Genomic DNA, 23,004 nt, shown 5'->3' on the forward strand with positions numbered 1-23,004 from the left:
GATGCACAAAATATTTTTAACAGTCATCTTAACGATGATAATGGGTAGCAAAATATTTGCTCAACAGATGATTCCTAAGCAAATTGGTGTTGAATTTACCTATTCAGTATTTCCAAAATCTCCAGAAAAGCAAAATTATATGTTTAATACGGGGCTTGTTTCTTACTCGAAGAATGGTGATTACTTTTTTGGACTGACAGAATTTAGCAGAAAATATTATAAATACACAAGCTGCGATATCCCGATAGATACATTCCTACTGAGTGGTGGTTACAGTTTTTATGTATGGGGAGACTTCATGCGAAATGTCAATCTTAATCTGGGAATTGGAGGTCTTGTTGGTTATGAACAAGTTAATAGGGGCAATGAATTGTTATATGACAGTTCAATGTTAACAGCAACGGATAATTTTATTTATGGAGCAAATGGTAAGCTATCTATTGAAAGCTATCTGACTGAGTATTTAGTTTTCCTGGTCAACGGGCAACTTCGCTTTTTGAAAAATAGCCAAATGGCTCAGTTGAGCTCATTATTCGGTGTTGGAATAAGATATAATTTCTAAAAATAATGAAAAATGAAAAATATAATTAATACAGCTAAAATACAATTAAAGTATTTCTTGCTACTATTTGTGATTGGACTATTTGTACAATCATGTGAAAAAGATGATTTGGAAATTCAGCAGAATTATCCTTTTAAGGTGTCGGTTATGCCTGTTCCTAAGGATATAGTTAAAGATGAGTATGTGGAGATTCGTATCAAAATTCTTCCTGAAGGTAATTTTGCTGACACTAAATATTATCTTCGATATTTTCAGTTTGAGGGAACAGGAAAGCTGCAGTATTATAACACTCAACCCTATTTTCCCAATGATATTTATCCTCTGTATGAGAAAGAGTTCAGATTGTATTATACTTCAACCTCTGAAGTTTCACAATCATTTACGGTATGGCTCTCAGACAGTTTTGGAAATGAGAATAAAATTGAATTTCAATTCAACAACAAAAAGCTAAACGGATAAATACTATTTCTTTAGCTTACATATATATATTTCCACTTCAAATAAAACCATCTAATTTGAGAAGCATTGTTTAGTATTTGCGGAAAGATGGTTGGCCCCCTAAAGGACAAGCACCTTTCCGCGACGCCACAAGAATCCAGACCGGGAACCGGCTCTGGATTCTTATTTTTAGAAATTTAAGTCCCTTATAAAATACCTTCATCGGAGAAAGAGAAGGAGTCGGTTGAAGTTATTATACAATGATCAAGCAGGTTAATATTTAATAGTTGGGCAGCCTCCTTTATTTTTTGTGTGATGCCTATGTCTTCGCGAGAAGGTGTAAGGTTTCCGGAAGGATGGTTATGGGCTATAATAAATGATACGGCATTACATAATAAAGCTCCCTGCATGATGATTCTGATATCAATAAGAGAAGAGGTAATTCCAGATTCTGATATTTTTTGTATTCCTAAGACCTTGTTAGCCTGATTCATATACATTGAGTAAAATGACTCTCTGTAGTCGATCTGATCTGCATCAAAATGTTCCCTGAAAATATCTGTAGCATCCTGGGAGTTCAGTACTTTTTTTTCAGTATTTCCTTTTCTTGTGTAGATCAATTTGATCTCATTTACGATATTATATTTCATTGTTATTGCTCTGAGTACGGCAGAGCCTTTTGTTTCCCGTACTTAAGTTAAAAAAGCATTTTATTTAAAACATCTTTGAAATGTTATGTATCTTTTTTAGATCAAAAGCCTTTTCAATCTCTTCTCCGTCCTATTTCTTAAAAGCTTTTCAGGCTTCGCTGAATATTTTTCAAAAGAAAAACCGGAAAAAAGAAAGCAGATATGAAGTGTTGACAATGAAAAAAGCCAAAAGGAAACGGAATAATTGGAGGGTACCTTCAGGGAGGAAACCGTTTATGCCGTAGTCTTTTGGCTGAATAAACGATGGCTGGCAACAATACCTTAGCTGCCTTTTTACCGGTTATTTTTGAAAATGTTATAACTCTCAATAAAAATCCAGTGGGATCAATGAATATAAAGTCTTGTTATAAAAATAAGGTATTGAAATATAAGATCTAAGGTGGGGGTTATTTGGACATGATTTGCCAAATAAAATCACTAAGTATAAGTGATTAACTATGTAATTTTTTCAGGACAATCAAATTGTACTGATTTTCCAACATAAATGATAGGAACTTATCAAAATGCGCAACGGTGTTTCGTATATAATTTAAAAGACAGTAACCTGTTATAAGTTTTGGTGGTTTAAAAGTATTTTGCTTAAACCTGAAAGATATGTCATTTACTGCCAAACAGATGCTTTTACTTTCATAACGACACCTTTTTTAAATTATGTATTCAATTTTATGTTCCAAAACAAAAACGTGAATATGGAAAGATTACAAATAAGTACAATGACAACAGAAGAAACAATCGAGCTCCTTAAAACTGATGGCGTGGACATTACTCTGGAGGAAGCAAAAATGATTTTAGTATTTTTATATTTAATTGCCGGTCTTGTAACTAGTGAAAAATTCAATTTTGAAATAATACTAGTCGATTAACTTCTTTAATAAATCTTGTTTTTACTATTAAGTTGATTACAAACCTTGTAAATACTTTTTCGATATCTTTAGGTGAAAATTTTTAAACTAATTATTATGAGTAATGTTGCTTTATATATTCGTGTATCAACTGATGAGCAGGCAGATAGAGGTTACTCTCAACGTGATCAGGAAGAACGCTTAAAAAGGTATTGCGAAACTAATAATCTTAAAATTGATAATGTTTTTTTTGAAGATCATTCAGCAAAAAATTTTAATCGCCCGTCATGGAATGATCTTTTAATTTATCTAAAGAAAAAAAAATCTAAAATTGATAAAGTCTTATTTACTAAATGGGACCGTTTTAGCAGGAATGCAGGTGATGCATATCAAATGATAAGTATCCTTAAGAAACTGGGAGTAGAAGCCCAAGCTATAGAACAGCCATTGGATCTTTTCATACCAGAAAATAAAATGATGTTAGCAATTTATCTTGCTGCACCAGAGGTAGAGAATGACAGACGAGCATTGAATACATTTCATGGGATGCGAAGAGCTCGAAAGGAAGGAAGGTGGATGGCTAGCGCTCCTTTCGGATACACAAATAAAATTACAGAAGATGGCAAATATAAGTTTATTGAGCCTAAAGAACCCGAAGCTTCAATAATACGCTATCTCTTTAATGAAATAGCAAAAGGAATTGAAGCTCCTGAAACTATACGACGACAGCTTTCAGAAAAGGGAGTAAAAATTTTGAGTAATCAAGCCTTTCATGTTGCAATAAGAAATCCAGTGTATTGTGGTAAAATATTTATAAAGAAATATAGAGATGAAGAAGCTTACTATGTAAAATCTTTACATGTTCCTCTTGTAAGTGAGACCCTATTTAATAAAGTTCAGTTAATTTTAGAAGGCAATAAAAGAAAAAACCGAAAGTATATAAAATTTAGTTCTGCTGATGTTTTCCCATTGAGAGGTTTTTTGATTTGTCCAAAATGTGGAAAAAATTTAACTGCCAGCGGTTCAAAAGGAAGTCAGAGAGTATATTATTACTATCATTGTAAATCATCTTGTGGATTTAGGCAAAGTGCTGAACTTACCAATAATCTTTTTGTTGAGGAATTAAAGAAATATGAGTTTCTTCCTTCAGTTCAAAAAATCTTACAAAATATTCTACTAACAGCCTATAAAAAGTATAATAACAAAGCTGATGATAGAAGAAAAAGAATAATTTCTGAAATAGAGACTTATAATGCTAAGATAGCTCTTGCACGAGAAAAATTATTAGCGGAAAAGATTGAGGATGACGATTATATGATCATTAAAGCACAGTCTAAGCAAAAAATTGAAATTCTTGAAAATGAACTTCATACTTGTTTAGTTGCGACTCGTAATCCCAAAAAAGTTGATGATCGCTTAAACAAGGCTCTATCAGTTATATCTAACTTATCATTATTATACCAATCAAGTAGTGTAGAAGCAAAAAGAAAAATAATTAGTTCGATATATCCAGAAAATCTTGAATTTACAGGAATTGAATATCGAACTACCAGAGTAAATTCAGTATTAAGAAGTATATCTCTTGTAACCAATGTGTTAGGTGATGCAAATAATAAAAAAAATGATAAGAAAACAGCTTATCCCTGTCTGGTAGCCCCATCAGGGATCGAACCTGAATCTAAAGTTTAGGAAACTTTTATTCTATCCATTGAACTATGGGGCCTGTTTTTGCATCATAAAATTACAAATTATTTTCATGATCAATAGATTACACAGATTGGCTGTATGTGGACACAGATGTTTGAGGATACTTTATATTGTGCTTATTTTTGTGCTTTTTAAGAGGGAAAAATTTTAGAAAATTTTATTTAAAAGGGGTATATGGGTAAAAGAATCTGCCCTTTAGAGGCAGATCCAGTAGATAAATACATCTCATTTTTTTAATTAGACAACAATAAAAAGCACAGCCGACAATGCTGTGCTTAAATTTTTATTTCAAATTTAATTGCAATTTCAATAGTAGTAAGAAAAGCAAATAAAGTTTCCACTTCGATGTTTATTACATAGTAAATGTAGTAATAATTTTAATACGAAATATGAATTTAATGTTAAAATTCACAAGTTATCCACAATTTGTTGTGGATAACTTTGTGGTCAGTTTAAAATCCAGGTTTTTGCTGCCTCAATATCCATATCCTGTCCTTCTTTGGGCTCTACAGGAATGTCCGGATCGATCTTTCCATAATATACTTTTCCGTTACGGTCCATTTCGTAAGAAGTTGCTAAAGCAAGGCTTTTACCGTCACTTAATGTATAAGGTCTGTTTGCTGAAGTATATCCTGCTGAAGGCTGCCCAAATAATTTTACATTGTTCTTTCCAATAAAAGCAATGGTAGTGGCTTCTCCGGAGCTTGCTGTACTTGGACCGATGAGTACCGCTATTTTTGACTGACCGCTCTTAAGCTCATAAGGTTCCTCAATTTTATGCGGACCAAATTTTCTGTTTTTATAGATCCATGGACTCTTTTTACCATTGTAAACAAAATACCCTAATGTTCCTTCACCAATCAGACTGCCAAGTCCACTGATCATAGGATGCATATTTCCTCCGGTATTGGTTCTCAGGTCTACAATCCAGCCTTTAATCGTATTTTCAGAGTCCAGCTTTTTAATCATATTGTGAATCTCTAAGGCAAAAGTATTCCCAACTTCCGTATTTAAAGAAGCAAAACCCGGTACTGAAATATACCCGATGTTCTGATCAATCAGTCTGGAATCAGGTTGTGCATCATTAGTATTGGCAATTTTTTGCTTCTCTGTGCGTTCTTTACCATCAATGAAAGAATGATTATCGCCTGCCTCTCTCAGGTTTTTGAGGATATAATTTAAAGCAGGATCTGTATCATCAACGGTTTTCATCCCTTTTGAAAGATAGCCCAGGGTTGTTTCAATATTTTGCCAGTCTAATTTATCTGAAACAATAGAATTCTTTTTCACAATATCTTTAAACTCCTGAATGTATTTTGCAGAAACTTTTGAAGGTTCTTCCTTTGAAAACGCAATTTTATTAAGCTCAAAATGATCAAACCAAACTGTTCCGTTTCCTGTAAACACACCTCCAAGAAGCAGGCTTTTTACATTTTTATCAACCGTGAAAATTAAAGAATATTTTGTCCATTCTTTATTTACAGCAATAGACTTTTGCTGTGAATCTGAATTTCCGAAGTCAATCATCTTACCATTTTCATCTTTTACCTGAGTCCATAGATTGATTTTTCCATTGGTATTTTCAGATTTTACATAAGCACTGATTTCTATTTTCTGCAATTCCTGAATGTCAAGAGGAACTTTTTGGGAAAAAGATTGAAAATCTTTGGAATCATTAGTCTTTCCTGTTAACTGCATCGAGGCTTTTCCTCCGAAGTATTGTGTATAATCTACCTTTCCTTCGTATAAATCTGTTTTTTTAATATTCCATTGATTAGGTAATCCATCTGTAATATTTTCAAACCCCGCATTTTGTATTTGAGCTTCCACTGAGCAGAACAGAAATGCTGCTATAAGAGTGTAGGTCATTTTTTTCATAGTTATTAATTTTGGCTAAAATAAAGAACTTGTCAACAAATTTATGCGCTGTTAACAAATTTTAGTAATGGTTTAGAAGGATTAACATATTTAGACTTTCTATGCGATTCCTTGAATTTATTGTTCATCAATATATTTTAAAACAAAATCATTTAAGAATTTTTTCTCTTCATCACTGCCCTTATTGTCCATATGACCATGATTGATGGAGGTTGACTGTACCGTTATAGAATACTTCTTTTGTTCTGCTTCATCAGGAAGTACACCTTCATCAGCCGGATAATCATTAGAACGTAAAGTATAAATTTTAGGAACAGAAGTTCTTGGCAGAAACATTCTCCGGTTGTCCATTGTGATCAGTTTATACACCAGATTAGGATGCTGATTACCGAATAGCGCTGCCATATCACCACCATTGGAATGTCCTATTAATGTCAGATGTTTATAATCAAGTTCCGGTTTTGTCTTTTTAAGTTCATTAAGTACAAACAGAATGTTATCCGAACCATTTTGCCAGAAAGGTCTTCTCACCATCTGTAAATTTCCTTCTGTTGGCAACAGATTATCTGTCGCCAGTTCATGTTGAATACTTACCGTGAAATAGCCCTTTGAAGCCAATTTTTCCGTTAAATAAGAATACACAAAGTAATCTCCGCCTTTATTGAAGCCATATCCATGATTGAAGATAATAACCTGTTGACGGGGGATCTTTTTATCAGTTTTCGGCTCATAAAAAGCTACAGGAATCTTACGGTTTCTGCTTTGATCATAAAAGGTTAGAGTATCCAGTTTTACTTCGTAATCATGACTTTCAGTATTTTTATTTTGTACAGCACAGCTGGTTATAAAAAGAGGAATGATAAAAAGAATAGAAAAGAAGTACCTCATGGATTGTTTTTATTTGACAGAATAAAAGAATGCTCTTAGTTCATCTGCAAATATATGAGGTAATTCCAGTGCGGCAAAATGACCTCCTTCATTCATCTTTTTAAAGCTGGTTACATTCACGAAACGTTCTGCCCATTCTTTTGGGAACTGAGCTTCACGCGGAAATACAAGCACTCCGGCCGGAACATTACTTTTTTGATGAACATACGTTCCACTCCATAGAGCTGCAGCGTCTTCTTTGTACATTCTTACAGAAGATCCTATGGTCTGAGTTACCCAGTAAATCATAATATTGGTGAGCATTTCATCCCTTCCTCCAAAGGCTGTTTCTATTAATTCCGGTGGCGATCCGGCGTTGATAAAGCTTATGATCCAGCCTGCAAGTCCGATAGGAGAGTCGTTCAGCCCATAAGCAAGAGACTGGGGTTTGGTAGACTGTACCATTGCATAAGCTCCTTCACTATACCACCAGTGCTGTACAAACTGTGCAAATTGTTTTTCATCTTCACTCATTGTTGCAGGGTCTTCCTGGCCGGTTGGATATCCTACGTCTGTAAGATGAACCGCTTCCATGACATCAGGGTACTTTGAAATCAATGATTTTACTACTCCCATCCCAATATCTCCTCCGGCGGCACAGAATTTTTCATATCCAAGCACTTCAGTCATCAGTTTTTTCCAAAGATCGGCGACTTTTGCACTGCTGACCGCTGTTTTATCAGAAAAGCCAAATCCGGGAATAGAAGGGATAACCAGGTCAAAACTCTGTTCGCCTTCGGTAAGCAAAGGAATAAGCTTATGAAAACGGTAATAACTGTCCGGCCAGCCATGAGTAAGAATCAATGGTTTGGGATTGGGACCTTTCCCTCTGATGTATTGAAAATGAATCAGAATTCCGTCGATGCGGGTTGTGTACTGCGGATGTTGATTTAGCTGCTGTTCATGCATTTTCCAGTCGTAATCGTTTACCCAGTAGCTGGTAAGTTCTTTCAGATAAGTTTCGTTGGTGCCGTAGTTCCAGCCAGAGCCTTCAGGTTCTTCGGGCCATCGGGTGTTTTGGATACGGTTTTTCAGGTCGGCTATCACCGATTCGGGAATGTTAACAGTAAATGGTTCCATATCTATATATTATATTGGTGTAAAGTGCTGTTTTAAAAGTTGTTGATAATAAGATTGTTATCAAAGTTAAGCACTTTCTCTTTTAATAAATGTTGTCAAAATCATAAATTTTTTGATTTTTTTATGGTGAAAAAATGTAACTTTAATTCATTAAAATCTCGTAATACATAGTACTGATTCAGGAGTCATTCTGAAACCTGAAAATCTTAGGTTCAATTTCTGAACCCAATATCCTTATTATATAATAACAAAAGCAAAGACAATATGTCATTTGTTGTATCAACAGTCATTAGCGGCTAATCTGCTATTGATTATTGATATTTAATATTAAAAAAATCATTATGAATACCTATAAAATTGCCGTCATCGGCGGAACAGGAAAATCCGGCCAATATCTGGTACAAAATCTTTTGAAAAAAGGGCATTCCCTTAGACTTTTACTAAGACATCCTGAAAATTTCATCCTTCAAAATTCCTTAGTTGAAGTGGTAAAAGGAGATGTAAGAGATAAAACAGATGTCCGTTCATTGATTGAAGGGACTGATATTGTAATGAGTACTTTAGGCCAGCCAAAAGGAGAAAAATCTATATTCAGTGATGCGGCGAAAAATATCATCAGTGCGATGAATCATCATGGGATCAGCCGCTATATTGTAACCACAGGTTTGAGTGTGAATACATTATCTGATCAAAAAAATGAAAAGGTAAAAATGGCTACAGACTGGATGTACCAAAATTATCCTGAAACTACGGCTGATAAGCAAAAAGAATACGAACTTCTTATGGAAAGCAGCCTGGACTGGACTTTGGTAAGGTTACCATTGATTCATCTTACAGAAGAAAGTTTTACAACTGAAGCAAGTCTTACTGATTGCCAAGGTGAAAATATCAGCGCTTCAGATCTGGCAGCATTTTTAGTTTCTCAAATTAATAATGCTGAATACCTTAGAAAGAGTCCGTTTTTGTATAATCTAAAAGAATAACTATTTTATTAATAAACAGAAGCAGTCGTCTCAGAATTCAAATAGTCTGAGTTTTGTCATTCTGACGAAGGAAGAATCTCATTGATAACGAATATATGAGATTCTTCACTACATTTCATATCGTTCAGAATGACATATCTGAGACGGCTGTTTATGTTTTTAATATCTTTTATTTCTTACGGCCATACATCAGTATCCGCTTAAATGCATAGATGGCCGGATATTTTGTAAACCTTTGTGCGATGCGCGATTTGAATTCGGTAATGAAACTTTCTTTTTGATTTCCTTCCAGACGCTCCAGATAAGGTACCAGTGCAGTTCCTGAAATAAATTCATATAAGGCCTCATGATCATCTGCAATGATGGGATAAACCTTCTGGAAAATTTCTATATCCTGAATTCCGTTATCAAACAGAATCTGAGCATAATCATCCATCGACAGTACTGGTGAATCACGGTTGAAATGACTCAACTGTGATACATAGGGCTCTTCATTTGCCATTGCTGTCAGAATCTGATTCAGAACATTTTCTTTCTGGACGGGCATCTGAATAGCCAGCTGTCCTTCAGGTGCTAGCAGTCCAATAATTTTCGGAAATAAAGTTTCATGATCATCCGCCCATTGCAGAGCCGCATTACTGAAAACAAGATCCCACTTTTGTTCTGACTGGGCAGTATCTTCAATGCTTTGAAGTTTAAAATGTAGGTTTTCATTTTCATATTTCTTCGATTTTTCAAGCATTTCTGCTGATGAATCGATTCCTAAAAATGTGGAACCTGTCAGTTTCTCGGTTAAAATGGAGGTTTGTTCTCCGGTTCCACAGCCTAAGTCAATAGCTTTTATATTGTTTTCAGGTTGGATTAATGCTGCTAAATCGTAAAAGGGTTTGTAGCGTACATCCTTGTACTGATCATATAATTCAGGATTCCAGGGCATAAAAATAATTTTTGAATTGATATTATAAAGGTAAAGAATCTATTTTAAAATAGGGTTCAAAATGCTGCCGGTTATTATTGAAAATTGGTATCAAAAAAGCGACTGTCAGAAACAGTCGCTTTTAATTTATTGTTCAAGTTTTTCCTTGATGTATTTTGCGGTATAAGATTTTTTATTTTTTGTGAGGTCTTCAGGGGTTCCTGCAAAAACAACTTCGCCCCCGTGTTTTCCTGCTTCCGGACCAATATCAATAATATAATCGGCAGATTTGATGATATCAGGTTGATGCTCAATAACAATCACGGAATGTCCAAGGTCAATCAATGCCTGCAGTGATTTCAACAGCTTCTGAATATCATGGAAGTGAAGTCCTGTGGAAGGTTCATCAAAGATAAACAAGGTTTTGTCCGTTGTTACCCCTTTTACAAGGAATGAAGCCAGTTTTACACGCTGTGCCTCACCACCGGATAGGGTAGAAGAGCTTTGCCCTAGCTGCAGATATCCTAAACCGACTTCCTGAAGAGGTCTCAGTTTTGTTACAATCTTCTCCTCATTATTATCTTTAAAGAATTCCAGCGCTTCATTTACAGTCATGTGAAGGATATCCGAGATGTTTTTCTCATCAAATTTTACTTCAAGGATCTCATTTTTGAATCGTGTTCCTTTACAAACTTCGCATTCAAGCTCGATGTCTGCCATAAACTGCATGGAAACGTTGATCACACCTTCTCCTTTACATTCATCACATCTTCCGCCATCTACGTTGAAGGAGAAATGTTTAGGTTTGTAGCCCATCATTTTCGCTACTTTCTGCTTGGCAAAGAGATCACGGATGTCATCATAAGCTTTCAAATAGGTTACCGGGTTTGAGCGTGATGATTTTCCAATCGGATTCTGATCAATAAGTTCAATATTTTTGATCAGCTTTTTCGGGAACTCTACGGAATCATAATCTCCTTTTTTACCACCCATTCCAAGTTGGATCTGAATGTCATTGGTAAGGATTTCTTTCATCAACGTAGATTTTCCACTCCCCGAAACCCCGGAAATGACAACCAGGCTTTCCAAAGGAACATCTACATCTATATTTTTAAGATTATTCTGACGGGCGCCTTTAATATGAATCCATTCTTTTCCTTTTCTCCGTTTCTTCGGAACTTCAATTTCCAGTCTTCCTGTAAGATATTCTGAAGTAAGAGTGTTAGCTTTTTTCAGATCTTTATAATCTCCTGCAAATACCAGTTCACCACCAAGGTAACCTGCTTCCGGACCAATATCAATAATATAATCTGCGGCTCTCATTACATCTTCATCGTGTTCTACCACAATTACAGTGTTTCCAAGATCACGGAGATTTTTCAATACTTCAATCAGGTTTTCTGTGTCTTTGGAGTGAAGACCGATAGAAGGTTCATCCAGAATATAAATAGAACCTACCAAAGAACTCCCTAAGCTTGTTGCTAGGTTGATTCTCTGACTTTCTCCTCCTGACAGCGTATTGGAAGTCCTGTTTAATGTTAAATAGCCTAATCCTACCTTTAATAAAAATTCCAGGCGGGTTGTGATCTCATAGATCAGTCTTTTAGCAACTTCTTTGTCATGATCTGAAAGCTTTAATCCATTGATTACCGGAGCCAGCTCATCCAAGGGAAGTTCTATCATTGACTGGATGTTATGTCCGTCCACTTTTACCCAGCTGGTTTCTTCACGCAGCCTCAATCCTTCACACGTAGGACAGAGGGTTTTTCCTCTGTACCGTGAAAGCATTACTCTGTACTGGATTTTATATAGGTTTTCTTCAAGCATTTTGAAGAAATTATTGATGGATGGGAAGCTGCTTTTTCCGTCACCTTTCCAAAGGAAACTTTTCTGTTCTTTTGTTAATTGGTGATAAGGTTTGTGAATAGGGAAGTCTCCTGCTTTTTTGATGAAATCTTTTTTCCACTCACTCATGGTTTCACCTCTCCAGCTTACAACGGCATCTTCGTAGATGGATAATGTTTTGTTGGGAACTACAAGATCTTCATCTATTCCGATTACTTTTCCGTATCCTTCACATGCAGGACATGCTCCGTACGGATTATTAAAACTGAAAAAATGAACATTTGGTTCTAGAAATTCCATTCCGTCCAGTTCAAACTTATTGGAGAATTCTTTTACTTTTTCAGTATCTGTATTTTTTAATGAACAGTATCCGCGTCCTTCATAAAATGCCATCTGAATAGAATCCGCAAGTCTCTGCAAAAAGCTTTCGTCTTCTTCATAGGAGAAACGGTCAATGACAAGATTGATCGTCATTCCTTTTTCAGGAGCAAATCCGAAGCTTTCCAGATCCTCAATTCCTGCTAAGTTTCCGTTGATTTCAAGCCTTGTGAAACCTGCCAGCTTCAAAATATTCAGGGTTTCTTTAAAATTATCAGCATCATATTCCAAAGGAGCTGTCAATAAGAAAGACGTATCTTTTTTAGATGCTTTGATAAAATCTACCACATCAGAAACGGAGTCTTTTTTCACTTCTTCCCCTGAAACAGGAGAAAACGTTTTCCCGATTCTGGCAAAAAGAAGTTTCATATAATCATAGATCTCCGTAGAGGTTCCTACTGTAGAACGCGGATTGGAAGAAATTACTTTCTGCTGGATTGCGATAGACGGCGCAAGTCCTTTGATATCATCTACTTTTGGTTTTTCTAATTTTCCCAAAAACTGACGCGCATAAGAACTTAAACTTTCAACATATCTTCTCTGCCCTTCAGCATAAATAGTATCAAAGGCCAGAGATGACTTACCGCTTCCTGAAACTCCTGTAATAACAATCAGTTTATTCTTCGGGATCAGGACATCTATATGTTTCAGATTGTTAAGATGTGCATTCTTAACGAAAATCTGTTTTTTTATGTCTATTTCTGTTGTATTAGCCATATTTTGTTTATTCATAAAAGTGACTGTACAGCATTAAGGCTGCCAGTATAATGGTGTTTTGCCACAGAATATTCCAAGGCTGTCATCAATTGAACTTTTAAATATTTTCCTCAAAAATTACCTTTGAAAAGAATACTTTCATCGTAAAATTAAGACCCACAAAATTACGAATTTTTAGCGAAAATTTTATGCATATATTATTGTTAAAAATTATTATTATAAATGGTAAATCAGGGAAATAAAAATAAAATATAATCAATGAGAAATGGTAAAATGAGGGTGGTTTTGTGATTTATTCCTGTTTTACTGTTTATTTCACAGTATTTTATAAAATTTTATAAATTATGTTATATTTTTTTTGCTGAACTATTGTTTTGTATTTTAAAATTATTTAAAATTGTACCCTTAAATATGTAATAAGAAATGAGAAAATTATTCAGAGATCTGGTTACACATTTAATGAAGAAAAGATAGAATTAATCCCTCACAAAGATGCAGCATTACGCTGCATCTTTTTTTATGACAACTATCATTTGCCTGTCTTGGTGAACTCCCTTACTTTTGGGATCTGTTACAAAAGAAAACTACGGAAACGATTATGATCAAAAAGATAGGAAGTGCTTTTTTTCTGGGATCTTTACTTTGGGTAAATGCACAGGAGAAGACAACAGATATTGAAAGCATTGAATTTCAGGGAAAATTTATCTCTACACCTTATAAAAGTGCCAATCAGAATATCAGCGTTATCAGCAGAGAAGATATTGTAAATTCTCCGGCTAAAAGTATAGACGAAATTCTTCAGCAGGTACCCGGAATGGATATCAGAAGGAGGGGCGCCAATGGGGTGCAGAGTGATATAGGTTTCCGCGGAAGTTCTTTTGAACAGGTTCTTCTGCTCCTGAACGGAATCAGGATGAATGACTCCCAGACCGGGCATAACAATATGAATATCCCGGTTGATCTTGATGATGTGGAAAGGATAGAAATCATAAAAGGGCCTGCTGCCAGACGTTTTGGGCAGAATGCTTATGCCGGTGTTATTAATATTATTACTAAAACTACTCCCGGAAAGAAAGTAAAGATCAGTGCAGACGGTGGGGATTTCAGTACGTATGGTCTTGGATTCAATGCTCAGATAGGAAATGAAAAGTTTACCAGCTCCCTTCAGGCCAATTCTGCTTCTTCGGAAGGCTATATGTTCAATACTGATTATGAGATCAGGAATGTCTTTTACCAGGGAAAAATGAATATTAAAAACGGAGATGTAAGAGTACAGGCAGGTTTTTCGGGAAAAAAATTCGGGGCCAATGGTTTTTACGCTTCCAGTGCTGCAACAAAACAATATGAGGAAACACAGGCATCTATTGTAAGTGTGGCTCATCAGCAGACTTTCGGGAAACTAAAGCTTAATTCAAATGTATACTGGAGAAGAGGGCAGGATATGTATCTTTATGACAGATGGGATCCTGATTTTTACAGAAATATGCATATTGGAAATAATGTAGGCGGAGAAGTGAATTCCAGCTATCAATGGGGATTGGGTACAACCGGAATTGGAGTGGAGCTTAGAAAAGAATTTTTAGTGAGCAGTAATCTGGGTGATAGAAACCGTTTTGTATCTCAGGTTTTCTTTGAGCACCATTTTTCATTACTGGATAAAAAACTGAACATCAGTCCGGGAATTTCATGGGCCAACTATTCTAAAGAAGGAAATTTCTTTTATCCTGGTCTGGATGTCGGTTATAACTTTAATCCCAATAGTAAAATCTACGGAAACATTGCAAAAGTACACCGCATACCCACCTTTACCGAACTTTTTTATGTAAGTAAAACGGAACAGGGAAACCCGGATTTACAGCCTGAAAATGCGCTTTCATCTGAGGTAGGATATCAATATCAGAATAACAAAATTTTAGCTAAAATAAGCGGGTTTTTAAGAAACTCCAGCAATTCTATTGACTGGGTTAAGAATGACCCGAGTGACAAAGTATGGTTTGCCCAAAATGTAGGAGATATCAAAACCAAAGGGATCGAGGCGGAGTGGAGCCACAGGCCGTTAGAATGGCTGAAATACACGGTTGGGTATACGTATATCGACAGTAAATATGAAGAAAAAAACGGTTTGGTTTCAAGATATATTCTGGATAATCTGAAGCACCAGCTGGTTTCCAAATTAGAGGTGAAATTTCTGAAAAACTTTACCAATGAGCTTGTTTACCGTTACAATGAAAGGGTAAATCTGGGAACCTATAATCTTGTTGATGAAAAGCTGAGTTTTGCTAAAAAAGACTATTCTGTGTATGTTTTAATTAACAACATTACCAATACAAATTATACGGAAGCGTTTGGAGTAGCAATGCCGCAAAGGTGGTTCCACATTGGGTTTTCTTATACAATTAATATTAAGTAGGTGTTAATTTAATATTAATGAAAGTTAATATTAACAAATTGTTAAAAAATATACATTTGCAAAAATTTTTTATGAAACGTCTTATAGGCCTAGGTTTACTACTTGGAATTTCTTTTTTTAAAGCACAGGAACATATTTCCAGCTTCAATGCAGTGACTCTGACCTATAAGTTTCATCCAAAATTTTTCCTTTATGCAGAAGGACAGATGCGTGGTAATGAAGATTATACCTATCCTGATTATTATGAGATAAAAGGGGGTTTAGGATATAATCTTACCAAAAACCACAAGCCTTTCGTAGGATTGGGAAGATATGTCAACTATAAAGAACACAGCTTAAGCAGAGAGGAGTTCAGAGTATGGCTTCAGGATGTCATTGATATTAAAAAAGGCATCGTAAAGTTTGAAAACCGTTTTCGTGTTGAAAAAAGCTGGTTCTATGAGCCTAAAACAGATCTTACTTCCCAGAGAATGCGTTACAGATACCGTCTGAACGTAAGTGTTCCTTTAAATGCCAAAACCATTAAAAAAGGGACTGTCTTCGCTAATGCATATGACGAAGTTTTCTTTGTCTCGCCAATGAAGCCCAGTTTTGCCAGAAACAGAGTCTATGGCGGTTTTGGCTATCAGATCGATGATTACTTTGGAATCGTGAGCGGATATCTCTGGCAGCGTGAATTTGAAGCAAAAGGAAATAAAAACCTACATTTTATTTACCTTGCGTTAAACATCAATATCGACGGGACAGATCATCACACGAAGACCTACGATTTTCCAGGTGCAGATTAATTCTTACTTAAGCTTGACTGAAAATTTAATAAATCCAGCTTAGAATGAAGATAGTGATCGCTGAGTAATGCCCGGTATTTTTCAATCAGCAAAGATACAGCACTTACTTCATGCTCAAGATATTTGTCTTTGTTGAAATAGATATATTCAGAATTTACAAATTCCTGTAAAAGATTTTTATCTTCATCAGTTAAGGCCTCCTTATACGCTGAGTTTTCGAGAAGTTCCCTGGTTTTTTGTTTAAAAGGTTCTTCTGCCTTTAATAGCTTGGCTCTGTGTTTATGGATTTCTTCAAAAGGTAAAGTGACTGCCATAAACTGCAGGTATACCGTAAACTCATTAAGACTTTTCTGAAAATCGTCAAATTCTCTGTCTATGACTGCCAGTTTTTTATACTTGGCAAGCAGGTCTTTTTTCAGATCCTCATTAGAAGTATGGTAATAATGCTGAAAGATAGCTTTATCATTTTCCAGAAGTTCTTCTTGTACTTTTTTCAGTTCATTTTCAAGATCAGGAATAAGTCTTCCGGCATCTTTTGCTTTGTAAAGGTTGCCATCGAATCTGAAGGTTTTTATTTCTTTCGGATAGGAAGCCAGGTATTGCAGAGTCTGTATATCACTCTCTATTCCGGATTTCTCGTAGACTAAAGATACTTTTTTGTCACTGAAAAAATCGGTAGTTTGATGAGATGATTTTTGAAAAGAAAATTTGAAATACTTTTAAGTACTGATTGAAATGCATTGATGAAACTGACCGATATCAGGCCAAAAATTTTAAAAACAGCATTGCCTCCCGAAAATTCCAATATAAAATTTTCATATTCTTTATTATTGTAAACGGTTTCAAATATTATTTTTTCAGCCTGATTCACATATCCGCCTACCTTCATGCTTTTTTGAGAGAAATGCCCAAACTCATGGGCTAAAATGGATCTTAATTCTCCTATACTGGTTGAATTGATAAGTCCAACCCCAATCGTCAGATTTTTCTTTACCGGCAAAAACATACTCCAGAAAACAGAATTATAGCTTACACTGGCATTCACATCAGGTGAAAGAAAAACTTTTTGTGGAGCTTTTACGCTGGTTTCTGCTACAATTTCATCAATAATGGCAAATAGCTCAGGCTGGTGGGATCTGTTGACTTCTATCAGATGCCGCGTGCTGTAATGTGTCTTTTTGAAAATGAATTTAACAAGAAATATAAATACAAAAACTCCAACACTCAATAATCCTGCTGCACCAAACACTGTAAAGTAATTGAGAGAAATACTTAAGAGTTTTATTGCTCCGTATCCCAATAAGAATATCATCAGGAGAGAAGCGAGTATAAGTACCAGATAGATCAGAAAAAAAACTGAAATAGATACAATAGCAGAGATCAGCTTGGATTGATAAGCTGATGAAATTTTAGGCAGGTTATTAGTCATGTGTTTTTTTATTAATATTTCTCTATCAGATAACGATACGCTTTCAGATATTTGTTGAATCTTTTAATATCCTTTGGTGTAAGTTCTCTGTTTACTCTTCTGAGATCCATATTGTCACGAAGGTCGTTCAGCTTTACGGCAACAGAGAGCAGAGATCTTTCTGTTCTTTTAATGAAATCATCGTAATCTTCTTCCGGATCAAATTTGGTAAGACAGCTGATGGCAAAAATGATATATTCAGGAAACCCTTCAGACCTTAAATAATCCAGACTGAATTCTTCCGGATGGTCTTCTACTACATCATGCAGTACTCCAACGATTTTTTCGTCCAATGTTTTACCATAATTCATCACACGCATGACGTGTCCAATATAGGGAGCATGGTATTTATCGGTTTGTCCTTTATGGGCTTTGTCAGCAATTTTGATTGCTCTGTTCAGTAATTCTTCTTTTGTCATTTCTAATGAAAAATAGAGTACAAAAATAAAAAATGCCTTAAAAAAATAAGACATTTTTATTAAGATTATTTCAATGTATTTTAAATACTTGTTTCATCTTCTACGTGAGCGTGTGGAGCATTGTTTTTTACAGATTCTATTCCGTTTTCCATGCCGTTATCAGATTCATACATCTGGCTGGTTCCTATGATCTGTCCGTTTCCTGCCTTAAGATTGAAATAACATCTGCCGTCTTTGGCTGTATTTCTTTCAAATTTTGAATCTTCCTGTGAGTAGGTTTTTACAGATCCTATTCCGTTTTCGCAGGATGGCTTTGTGCTGTAGCCCTGGCTGGTTAAAATAACCTGTCCGTTTCCTGCTTTGAGGTTAAACTGAAAGTCTCCGTTTGTTCTTTTAGAGATAATAAATTTTCCCATGTTTTATTGTTTTTTTGATTTGTGTTATATTATTTAGATGGTATGAGCTTCTTTGAACTTACCTGAAGCTTGTCAGGTGTGATAGCGTTTAGAATTTTGTATTGCGAGTAGTCCTTTGAAGGTTCTTTTAAAGCCAGATACATCATAGTATCGTTAGGCTTCTTAATCATCATTTTATAAAGTCCTGTCTGAGGCTGATTTGACTTCAACGCAGAGTATCCGGGGAATTTCCCTTTGCTGGCAATTTTTACGGTATCTGTTTTGGGAATGGGAATTAAGTTTTCCTTTTTTTGTGCCATCAGCGCAGCAGATAAAAGGAGTAGGGGAAATAATATGATTTTCATGTGTTATTTAATTTTTAAATAAAAATAATATTTTTTTTTGAATAAAAGCACTGAATTTCAGTAAATTCAATGATAGTAAGAATCAATACACTGAAAAACAAAAGCGCCTCAGAAACTGAGACGCTAAATCAAATTTATGTTATTAAAGACTAATAAGCTCCTTTTTCGATATAGTGAGCAGCCACTTTTTCAGTTAAAGCTACTACATTTGGATGGTTGGTATACTTTGTAAATCTTCTCAATCCGGAAAGCATCATTCTCTGCTCGTCTCCTTCAGCGAAAGAAACAATTCCTTCTTTAGCAGCAGAGATGATTTTTTCAACAGCTTTGTAAAGGTTAAGCTGTGCCATAGCTGCTTCTACAGATTCAGGAGAGAAGTGTTTCTCTGCTCTTAATACTGCAGATTCTGCCATATAGATCTGGTTAAGAATTTCAGAAGCATTTAATAATAAGTGCTGCTGTTTTTCAATATCCATCATGAATTTCTGAAGAGCAGCTCCGGAAACCATCAGGAATACTTTCTTAAGATTTGCTATAATTGCTTTTTCTTCACTCATGAATTCTGAGTAATCAGGAACTTCAAATGAAGGGATACCCATCAATTCTTTGCTGATTGCCATTGCAGGAGATAAAAGATCTAATTCACCTTTCATTGCTCTCTTGATAAGCATTCCTACAGCCAAAAGTCTGTTGATTTCGTTGGTACCTTCATAGATTCTACCAATTCTGGCATCTCTCCATGCAGATTCCATTGGTGTGTCTTCTGAGAATCCCATTCCTCCATAAATCTGGATTCCTTCATCCGCTGTATTTTGCGTAAGGTCAGAAACGAAAACTTTAAGGATAGAAGCTTCTACCGCAAATTCTTCAACACCTTTTAATTCAGCTTGTTGGTGATCCATTCCGCCAGCAACTAAGTCAGCAATTTTATCTTCAACATTTTTTGCCAAACGGTAAGAACCAGCTTCACTCACAAAAACTCCGGTTGACATTTCTGCAATTTTCTTTCTGATTGCTCCGAAAGTAGAAATAGAAACACCAAATTGCTTTCTTTCATTTGCATATTGAATAGAGTGGTTTAAAATTCTTCTTTGTCCGTCAAGATTTGCTGCAGCTAATTTAATTCTACCAACATTTAATGCATTCAAAGCGATTTTGAAACCATTGTTTCTTTCGCCTAACATATTTTCAACAGGAACTTTCATATCATTGAAGAAAACCTGACGAGTGGAAGAGGAACGAATCCCTAATTTATGTTCTTCTTCACCAAATGTTAAACTGTCTGGATTTTCTAATTCTGAACGGTTGATCACAAAACCTGTAATGTTTTTATCATCATCAATTTTTGCGAATAATGTGAAAGTATCTGCAAAACCTGCATTGGAAATCCACATTTTTTGTCCGTTGATGATGTAATGTTTTCCGTCTTCAGATAATTTTGCTCTTGTTTTCCCTGAATTGGCATCAGATCCTGCATCCGGCTCAGTTAAACAATATGCTCCGAATTTTGTTCCGGTAGCTAAATCAGGAAGATATTTCTTTTTTAATTCTTCGCTTCCGTAAAGAAGAGTAGGAAGGGTTCCAATTCCGGTATGAGCTCCATAAGCTGTTGCCAATGAGCCGTTTCCTCCAGAAACATAATCACAAGCCAACATCGTGCTCACAAATCCCATTCCCAAACCTCCATATTCTTCAGGAACGGTAATCCCCAAAAGTCCCATTTCGCCCAACTGACGCATTGTTTTTTCGGTCAGTTCATAATCTTTTTTCTCAAAACGGTCATGATGTGGAATAACTTCTCTGTCAATAAATTCTTTAGCAGAATCACGAAGCATTTTTTGTTCTTCACTCAGTTCTTCAAGACTGAAAATTTCGTTTGCAGGAATTTGTTTAATTAGGAATTCCCCACCTTTAAGTATATTGCTCATTTGTTATTATTTTAAATTTTAGATTATAAATTTTAAATTAGATTTTGTTGTTATAAATTTTCAGATGATGTTTTAATGATTTTAGTCAAAATATTAATGATCATTTCAATGTCTTTTAAATATGAATTGATCTCAATTTGAACAAGATTTGAAGAATCATAAAGTTTCAGCCAATATCTTGTTTCTCTCGCTTCTTTATTTGCAATAGAGAGCTTTGATATAAAATCTTTTTTAGATTGAGCGGCTATGGCTTCTTCTACATTTGCTCCAATGGAAGTCCCAGAACGAAGAATTTGTTTTGATAAAATAAACTCGTTTTGAGATTTACACTTAGTATAAAATTTAAATTATTCTTAAGGCAAAATCAAAACTTTTTATTTGGATCAAATTGTCTTCTTTGAAACCCATAGCATCTAAAATTTATAATTTAAAATCTATAATTAATTAAAGAAGTTCAAAGATTGAAGCCGCTCCCTGTCCCGTTCCTACACACATAGAAACCATTCCATACTTGTTGCCGCGTCTTCTCATTTCGTCAAGAAGTTGAACCGTTAATTTTGTTCCGGTACAGCCAAGAGGGTGACCCAAAGCGATGGCTCCTCCGTTTACATTTAGAATATCAGGATTTAAGCCTAATTCTTTCTTAATGGCAACAGATTGTGATGCGAATGCCTCGTTTAATTCGATTAATTCAATATCTTTTAATTCTAAACCTGCCTGTTTCAATGCTTTTGGAATAGCGTAGATTGGTCCCATACCCATGATTCTTGGCTCTAATCCGGCTGCAGCATAAGCAACTAATCTTGCTTCAGGCTCCAAACCTAATTCTTTTACCATTTCCTCACTCATTACCATTACAAAAGCTGCTCCGTCACTCATCTGAGAAGAGTTTCCGGCTGTTACGCTTCCTCCGTTGGCAAATACAGGTCTTAATTTTGCTAATCCTTGTAATGAAGTATCAGCTCTAGGACCTTCATCTATTGAAAAATCAAACTTTTTAGTCTGTAGTTTCTGGTTTTCGTCAAGGAAATTATATTCTACAGGAATCGGAACAATCTGATTGGCAAATTTTCCTTCCTGATTTGCTTTTAAAGCCTTCATGTGAGATTCAAAAGCAAACTGATCCTGCTCTTCTCTCGTAATATTATACTGCTTTGCAACTTCTTCCGCAGTATAACCCATTCCCCAATAGTAATCCGGGTTTGTTTTTGCGATATCTGTCTCAGGGACAGGTTTGTAACCTCCCATCGGAATGTATGACATAGATTCAGTACCACCGGCGATAATACAATCTGCCATACCAGCCTGAATCTTTGCAGAAGCAATAGCAATGGCCTCACTTCCTGAAGCGCAATATCTGTTTACGGTAACTCCCGGAACTTTATCCGTATTTAATCCCATCAAAGAGATCAGACGTGCAACGTTCAGTCCTTGTTCAGCTTCCGGCATTGCATTTCCTACGATAAGGTCATCAATTCTGTTTTTATCCAATTGTGGTAGCTCTGCCATTAATTTTTCAATAACGGTAGCTGCCATGACATCAGGTCTTGTAAATCTTAAACTTCCTTTTGGAGCTTTTCCAACGGCAGTTCTGAAACCTTTTACTATATATGCTGTTTTCATTTTGTTTAATTAAATTATTTTTAGACTTTTTTGCCTCGTAGAGGTAAACTGTTCATAGTATTTGTTTATGCTTTCTTTGTGGAGCTCCGGAGGAGCGATCTGTTAATTGTTAATCCATTCAAATATATATTTTGGATCATATTCAATTTCAAATTTTGACATAAAATCCAGATATTCTTCTCTAAAAGTTTTCTTTTTATGATGTTTTTCCTGATTTAAAATATATTTTACAACAGAATCAACACTGCTTTTAGAATAAGAAAACGCTCCGTACCCTTCCTGCCAATTGAATTTTCCGTCTATCCATCCTTTTTCATTGATGAATTTTGAAGAACCCGCTTTAATATCCCTTACTAAATCTGAAACCGAAAGTGTAGGATTCATACTTACAAGAATATGGACATGGTCCGGCATTGCAAAAACTGCGAATAATTTTTGGTTTCTATTGGACACAATACCTGTAATAAACTGATGTAATTCTTCTCTGTTTTCTTTTGAAATCAGATTTTGTCTTCCTTTTACAGCGAAAACAATTTGAATATAAATCTGAGTGTATGTGTTTGCCATAAATTAACAGGCCGCCTCTACGAGGCTTTCCAATTTCTTAAATTACTCATCTATTAAC

General features: G+C 35.3%; 21 protein-coding genes, 1 tRNA gene and 1 pseudogene. 7 read left to right on the top strand and 16 right to left on the bottom strand.

The window, feature by feature from the left end; all coding sequences use genetic code 11:
* The first annotated feature begins 1 nt into the window (after nt 1).
* Together FW781_RS00205 and FW781_RS00210 are read left to right on the top strand one after the other, a co-directional pair.
* Nucleotides 2-562, top strand: coding sequence for a conjugal transfer protein TraO (locus FW781_RS00205; RefSeq protein ID WP_149385578.1), 561 nt, complete (start codon nt 2-4; stop codon nt 560-562).
* 12 nt (nt 563-574) lie between these two features.
* A complete protein-coding gene (locus FW781_RS00210; protein ID WP_149385579.1) occupies nt 575-1,021 on the top strand; it encodes a DUF3872 domain-containing protein in 447 nt (148 codons plus the stop codon).
* 185 nt (nt 1,022-1,206) lie between these two features.
* Here FW781_RS00210 and FW781_RS00215 read toward each other — a convergent pair whose 3' ends face one another.
* Nucleotides 1,207-1,650, bottom strand: coding sequence for a JAB domain-containing protein (locus FW781_RS00215; protein WP_149385580.1), 444 nt, complete (start codon nt 1,648-1,650; stop codon nt 1,207-1,209).
* A 749-nt stretch (nt 1,651-2,399) separates the two neighbouring features.
* Between FW781_RS00215 and FW781_RS22240 the strand changes: the two genes are divergently transcribed.
* Complete coding sequence (locus FW781_RS22240) at nt 2,400-2,573, top strand: hypothetical protein (RefSeq protein WP_167498790.1); 174 nt, start codon at nt 2,400-2,402, stop codon at nt 2,571-2,573.
* A 96-nt stretch (nt 2,574-2,669) separates the two neighbouring features.
* Nucleotides 2,670-4,241, top strand: a complete 1,572-nt coding sequence (locus tag FW781_RS00220; RefSeq protein WP_149387323.1) for a recombinase family protein — start codon at nt 2,670-2,672, stop codon at nt 4,239-4,241.
* On the opposite strand, the gene FW781_RS00225 is transcribed toward FW781_RS00220, so the two are convergent.
* From FW781_RS00225 to FW781_RS00240, 4 genes are all read right to left on the bottom strand, one after another.
* A tRNA-Arg gene (locus FW781_RS00225) sits at nt 4,201-4,275 on the bottom strand. The genes FW781_RS00220 and FW781_RS00225 overlap by 41 nt on opposite strands.
* A gap of 431 nt (nt 4,276-4,706) precedes the next feature.
* Nucleotides 4,707-6,137, bottom strand: coding sequence for a S41 family peptidase (locus tag FW781_RS00230; protein ID WP_149385581.1), 1,431 nt, complete (start codon nt 6,135-6,137; stop codon nt 4,707-4,709).
* A gap of 117 nt (nt 6,138-6,254) precedes the next feature.
* Entirely contained in the window at nt 6,255-7,025 is a 771-nt protein-coding gene (locus FW781_RS00235) for an alpha/beta hydrolase (protein WP_149385582.1), read from the bottom strand.
* Between the two features lie 9 nt (nt 7,026-7,034).
* Nucleotides 7,035-8,144 (bottom strand): epoxide hydrolase family protein, encoded by a 1,110-nt coding sequence (locus FW781_RS00240; protein WP_149385583.1) that lies wholly within the window; start codon nt 8,142-8,144, stop codon nt 7,035-7,037.
* A 341-nt stretch (nt 8,145-8,485) separates the two neighbouring features.
* Between FW781_RS00240 and FW781_RS00245 the strand changes: the two genes are divergently transcribed.
* A complete protein-coding gene (locus tag FW781_RS00245; RefSeq protein WP_149385584.1) occupies nt 8,486-9,127 on the top strand; it encodes an NAD(P)-dependent oxidoreductase in 642 nt (213 codons plus the stop codon).
* Nucleotides 9,128-9,296: 169 nt separating this feature from the next.
* On the opposite strand, the gene FW781_RS00250 is transcribed toward FW781_RS00245, so the two are convergent.
* Nucleotides 9,297-10,064: a methyltransferase domain-containing protein gene (locus FW781_RS00250; protein WP_149385585.1), complete on the bottom strand. Its 768-nt coding sequence runs from the start codon at nt 10,062-10,064 to the stop codon at nt 9,297-9,299.
* Between the two features lie 126 nt (nt 10,065-10,190).
* On the bottom strand, nt 10,191-12,983 hold the full coding sequence (gene uvrA / locus FW781_RS00255) for an excinuclease ABC subunit UvrA (protein ID WP_149385586.1): 2,793 nt from the start codon (nt 12,981-12,983) through the stop codon (nt 10,191-10,193).
* 598 nt (nt 12,984-13,581) lie between these two features.
* Between uvrA and FW781_RS00260 the strand changes: the two genes are divergently transcribed.
* The gene (locus FW781_RS00260; RefSeq protein ID WP_149385587.1) at nt 13,582-15,393 is read left to right on the top strand and encodes a TonB-dependent receptor plug domain-containing protein; all 1,812 of its coding nucleotides are present in this window, start codon (nt 13,582-13,584) and stop codon (nt 15,391-15,393) included.
* Between the two features lie 71 nt (nt 15,394-15,464).
* Entirely contained in the window at nt 15,465-16,181 is a 717-nt protein-coding gene (locus FW781_RS00265; RefSeq protein WP_149385588.1) for a DUF2490 domain-containing protein, read from the top strand.
* Here FW781_RS00265 and FW781_RS22595 read toward each other — a convergent pair.
* From FW781_RS22595 to tnpA, 9 genes and pseudogenes are all read right to left on the bottom strand, one after another.
* Nucleotides 16,178-16,495, bottom strand: a complete 318-nt coding sequence (locus FW781_RS22595) for a hypothetical protein (protein ID WP_228720099.1) — start codon at nt 16,493-16,495, stop codon at nt 16,178-16,180. The two genes, FW781_RS00265 and FW781_RS22595, sit on opposite strands and share 4 nt — an antisense overlap.
* A gap of 329 nt (nt 16,496-16,824) precedes the next feature.
* Nucleotides 16,825-17,610 (bottom strand): M48 family metallopeptidase, encoded by a 786-nt coding sequence (locus tag FW781_RS22600; protein ID WP_228720100.1) that lies wholly within the window; start codon nt 17,608-17,610, stop codon nt 16,825-16,827.
* 11 nt (nt 17,611-17,621) lie between these two features.
* Nucleotides 17,622-18,068, bottom strand: a complete 447-nt coding sequence (locus FW781_RS00275; RefSeq protein WP_149387324.1) for a phosphohydrolase — start codon at nt 18,066-18,068, stop codon at nt 17,622-17,624.
* Between the two features lie 80 nt (nt 18,069-18,148).
* Nucleotides 18,149-18,484 (bottom strand): YegP family protein, encoded by a 336-nt coding sequence (locus FW781_RS00280; RefSeq protein ID WP_149385589.1) that lies wholly within the window; start codon nt 18,482-18,484, stop codon nt 18,149-18,151.
* A 29-nt stretch (nt 18,485-18,513) separates the two neighbouring features.
* A complete protein-coding gene (locus tag FW781_RS00285) occupies nt 18,514-18,828 on the bottom strand; it encodes a hypothetical protein (protein ID WP_149385590.1) in 315 nt (104 codons plus the stop codon).
* 149 nt (nt 18,829-18,977) lie between these two features.
* On the bottom strand, nt 18,978-20,756 hold the full coding sequence (locus tag FW781_RS00290) for an acyl-CoA dehydrogenase family protein (RefSeq protein ID WP_149385591.1): 1,779 nt from the start codon (nt 20,754-20,756) through the stop codon (nt 18,978-18,980).
* 50 nt (nt 20,757-20,806) lie between these two features.
* Nucleotides 20,807-21,164, bottom strand: a pseudogene (locus FW781_RS00295) (four helix bundle protein).
* Nucleotides 21,165-21,200: 36 nt separating this feature from the next.
* The gene (locus tag FW781_RS00300; protein WP_149385592.1) at nt 21,201-22,379 is read right to left on the bottom strand and encodes an acetyl-CoA C-acyltransferase; all 1,179 of its coding nucleotides are present in this window, start codon (nt 22,377-22,379) and stop codon (nt 21,201-21,203) included.
* A 102-nt stretch (nt 22,380-22,481) separates the two neighbouring features.
* A complete protein-coding gene (tnpA, locus tag FW781_RS00305; RefSeq protein WP_149385593.1) occupies nt 22,482-22,946 on the bottom strand; it encodes an IS200/IS605 family transposase in 465 nt (154 codons plus the stop codon).
* Nucleotides 22,947-23,004: the final 58 nt, after the last annotated feature.

Origin of the sequence: Chryseobacterium panacisoli, from assembly GCF_008274625.1 — a bacterium.
Taxonomy (GTDB): Bacteria; Bacteroidota; Bacteroidia; order Flavobacteriales; family Weeksellaceae; genus Chryseobacterium; species Chryseobacterium panacisoli.